Genomic DNA, 4,084 nt, shown 5'->3' with positions numbered 1-4,084 from the left:
GCACCGCCGAGTCTTATGTCAGGCTGCTGATCCAACGCGGCTACGTGCTTGCCGAGCTCGGCAGGACGGTCGAAGGTGCGCGCTCTTATTACAAAGCGGCATCCATGTCATACACCGTCGAGGCGGATGTTGGCAGTCGCGCCCTCGCAGAAGCGGCCTCGACGGCCAGGATTCTAGGAGACGCGGCCGCCTCCGCACGCTACATCCGGGCCACTCTGGATTTGATCGAGGATAGTCTGATCACGAATGAGCGCCTCCAGCATCCTCTGGGGCTGGTCCTGACGAGCCGTGCCATTCTAACGATGGAGACCATGGAGAGCCAGCCGAGCGACTCATTGTGGGAAAGCGAGGCGTCGACCTTGTTGGCGCACGCAGATCACGCCCTTGAGGAGCTACCGTCTGATGGTCAGTTTATCGGGTATCGATCAGTAGCGATGGCTCTCAGAGCTCTCGCCTTACAGATGCTGGACGACGAAGAAGCGTCTTCGTCAGCTCTCGAGATCGCGGAAAGCGAAGCGGAACGAGCCGGCCTATTACTACCTGTAGCTCCCTACACCGTTTCGATGATCGAAAGCCGTGTGTGCGTCCTTCGAGAGGATCCAGAGTGTGCACGAGATGCAGCGCAGCGCGCTCTCGAGATCTCCCTCAACCGTTCCGACCTCGAGGGCGAAGCGAGCGCTCTCGAGCAACTCGGCGCGATAGCTGAAGGAGAGCGAGATTGGGAACGCGCTCACCGCCACTATGAAGCCGCAGTCTCGCTCCAGGAGACGTATCGGGACCGCCTTGGGCTTCAGGACTGGAGCGCGTCTGCCTTTGCAAAAGTGCAGGCGTCGTTCCGTGGTCTCGCACGGACGCAGCTAGCGATGGGCGACGTGGAGGAGGCACTCATCGTCCTCGATGCCACTCGGGCGCGATACCTCCAAGACGTCGTGCGGCATCATGCGATCCGCAGGTCTCTGACCGACTCGACCAGACATCTTATTGACTCGTTGTCCTCTCGACTGGTCGACACTCGCGTAGAACTGTATCGCGAGACGAGCCCAGACCGTCAGAGTGAACTCATGTCCGCCGTCTCCGAGCTGCAGTCAGGGCTCGAGGCCGTGTCTGCCCCAAGGCGAAGCGACACCAGGCTCAATGTCCAAGATCTGCGGGACCGACTCAGGGCACGCGACCAAACGCTAGTGTCGTTCATGATCGATCGCTCCGGTAGCACAGCTTTCGTAGTGAACGGTGATACAGTGATCGCGCGGCCACTCGACGTGTCCCCTGCAACGGTCAGGACCATCCTGCAACGGGTCGGCTTCCCATGGAACGAGACGTCGATGTCGAATCCTTCCTTTTCGTTAGATGCGCTGCACGCGTTGTACAGGCAGCTGTGGGAGCCGATCGAGGACGTGGTCGCGACATCATCCGTCGTCATCGTTCCAGACGCGGTGACCTCAACCGTTCCGTTTGCTGCACTCACAACGGAGACGTCTACGGAGTACGAATCCGCTCCATATTTAATCAACCGTATCACCATCGGCTACGACGTATCGGCTTCATTTGTGGCCGGGCCTGATCATGTGACCATTCGAGACGCCGAAGCGATTCTGATGGGCAGAGCCACCTTCGAGGGTTCCATGTGGAACAACCTCATATCCGACTTGAACCACGTAGAAGACGAACTGAGAGGCGTGCAAGCCTCTATCGGAGGGACACGGCTTTTAGATGATGAGGCGACCGAATCCGAGTTTTACCGTAGAGCTAGGCAAGCGGACGTCATACACATTGCCTCTCACGCTGAGGCAGACCCGACATTTCCGCTATCGTCGAGGATCGAGCTAGCGTCCGATGCCTACGAGGACGGGACGTTGCACCTGTATGAGGTCATGGAAACGACGCTGCAAGCCGACATGGTGGTACTGAGCGGGTGCTCTACGGGTGGTGGAGTGGCGGTTGCAGGCGAAGGGATCATAGGACTGCAGTACGGGATGAGAGCGGCAGGTGCGAGGTCAACGGTCGCGACGTTGTGGCCCGTGAGCGACCGGGCGTCCGCGACGCTAATGACCAGCTTCTACAACGCCGTCGCGAGCGGCTCACGCAAAGACGAAGCGTTGAGGCGCGCTCAAATCGAGTACATCGAGTCCCACGCGGGAATTCGAGCAAGCCCGTTCTTCTGGGCTGCGCCGACCGTGTCGGGGGACGCGTCGGCCATCTACGAACCGTCATCTCAATGGCAGAGCTTCATCTTCGGGATGCTCGCGCTCGCGCTCATAGGGATAGCTTGGAGCCTCTACCGAACCAAGCTACATGTCCGCCTCCAAAGACCTGTTTAACGAGCTCAAGTCGCTGAGCACGGAGAAGCGGAACCCGAGGACTCTCAACATCGACCGGGCCGACCTCGAGGACGTGCTGGGAATGATCCACGCGGAAGACCAGATCGCGGTCTCGGCGGTGACCTCGGAGCTCCCCTACATCGCCGAGGCCGTGCGGATTGTAGAAGCCGCGTTCCGCAACGGCGGACGGCTTTTCTACTGTGGTGCGGGGACGAGCGGGCGGCTCGGCGTCCTCGATGCAGCCGAGTGCCCGCCCACGTTTGGAACGCCTCCAGAGCTGGTCCAGGGCCTGATCGCAGGGGGCCGAGAGGCGATGTTTCAAGCCCAAGAAGGGGCCGAAGACCTCGAATCGAACGGGGCCGACGCGATGGTTGAAGCGGGGGTCACGAGCAACGACGTGGTCTGCGGGATCGCAGCGAGCCGACGGACCCCGTACGTCGTCGGAGCCGTCGAGAAGGCTCGACAGATCGGAGCAAAGACCTTGTTCGTGACCTGCAACCCGCGGAGCGAGTTCGCCCTCGAGGTCGACGTCGCGATCTGCGCGGACGTGGGACCCGAGCCGATCATGGGCTCGACCCGGATGAAGAGCGGGACGGCGACCAAGCTGATCCTGAACATGATCTCGACCGCCACGATGGTGCGACTCGGGAAGGTCTACCAGAACATGATGGTCGACCTGCAGATGACCAACCTAAAACTGGTGGAGCGCTCCAAGCGGATCGTGATGACGGCCGCCGAGGTCGACTACGACACGGCGACCACCGCCCTCGAGGCTGCCGACGGACACGTCAAGACGGCGCTCGTGATGCTGCTCGCGAACGTGGACGCCGACCACGCGAAGCGGCGCATCGAGGATGGCGACGGGTTCGTGCGGCGTGCGATCGAGACGAGCTAGAAACCGAGGTCTGTCGAAGACTGCGTTTCCGTCCTCGAGGACGGTCCTCGTGCGGAACACGAGTACGGCCGGCGCTTCCCAAAGGCGCGGGTCCTGATGGAGCCGGGGCAGGGGTCGAGGCGCACGCTTCGACCTCTCGTTCGCGTGACCGCGCCGCCAACGGAACGACACCACCAGGCACCGTGACTCTACAGGACATCGCCGAGCGGCTGCGCTCACTCCCATTCTTTGCCGACCTGCGCTCGACCGTGGGCGACCTCGAGGACGGTGAGTCCCTGCGTCTCAAAGGCGTGGTTGGATCACTGCCTGCGTTTGCGCTCGCGGATCTCGCCACGACCCACGATCAGATTGTGGCGCTCACGGCTGAGAGCGAGAGCGCGGACTATCTACGATCCGACCTCGAGCAGTTGCTCGGTGGTGAGGGACGGGTTCTCCTCCTCCCTCCTACCGGCAAAACGCCGTACGACGACGACAAGCTGACCGACTCTCTACCTCTCGTTCAGCGGGCGGATGCACTCGGGCAACTCCGTACAGGGTTCAAAGGTGTGTTGGTCACGAGCGTCGAAGCGTTGTTCGAGCGCGTCCCGCCGCCGAGCACGGTGAAGGAGGAGACGATGAGCATCAACGTCGGCGATGATGCTCCTCCAAAAGAGCTAATCGAACGCCTCACCGCTCAGGGATTCTCCCTCGTCGAGTTCGTCAGCGAGCCCGGCGAGATCGCTCTTCGGGGAGGCATCCTCGACGTGTATCCGTTTGCAGGTGGCTACCCCGTCCGCCTCGAGTTTTTCGGAGACGAGGTCGACCAGATCCGGGAGTTCGACCCGCAGTCGCAGCGCTCCGTCGCCCGGCTCGAGACGGCCCGCCTCGTTCC

Annotated in this window: 2 protein-coding genes and 1 pseudogene; all 3 read left to right on the top strand. The window is 61.8% G+C overall.

All coding sequences use genetic code 11. From position 1 onward, the window contains the following. The coding region (locus tag WBA11_RS16290; RefSeq protein WP_424521706.1) for a CHAT domain-containing protein at positions 1 to 2,318 on the top strand (2,318 nt) is incomplete at its 5' end. Then, positions 2,293 to 3,213, top strand: coding sequence for an N-acetylmuramic acid 6-phosphate etherase (gene murQ, locus WBA11_RS16285; RefSeq protein WP_424521705.1), 921 nt, complete (start codon positions 2,293 to 2,295; stop codon positions 3,211 to 3,213). The genes WBA11_RS16290 and murQ, both read left to right, overlap by 26 nt. Positions 3,214 to 3,395: 182 nt before the next feature. Next, positions 3,396 to 4,084, top strand: a pseudogene (locus WBA11_RS16280) (transcription-repair coupling factor); the annotation flags it as partial.

It is taken from the genome of Rubrivirga sp. (assembly GCF_049648075.1).
GTDB lineage: Bacteria > Bacteroidota > Rhodothermia > Rhodothermales > Rubricoccaceae > Rubrivirga.
This window is presented reverse-complemented; position numbering and strand designations above follow the sequence as displayed.

What these genes read in the sequence shown, in the direction of transcription:
- murQ (WP_424521705.1), top strand. Translation starts at nt 2,293, where the DNA reads ATGTCCGCCTCCAAAGACCTGTTTAACGAGCTCAAGTCGCTGAGCACG.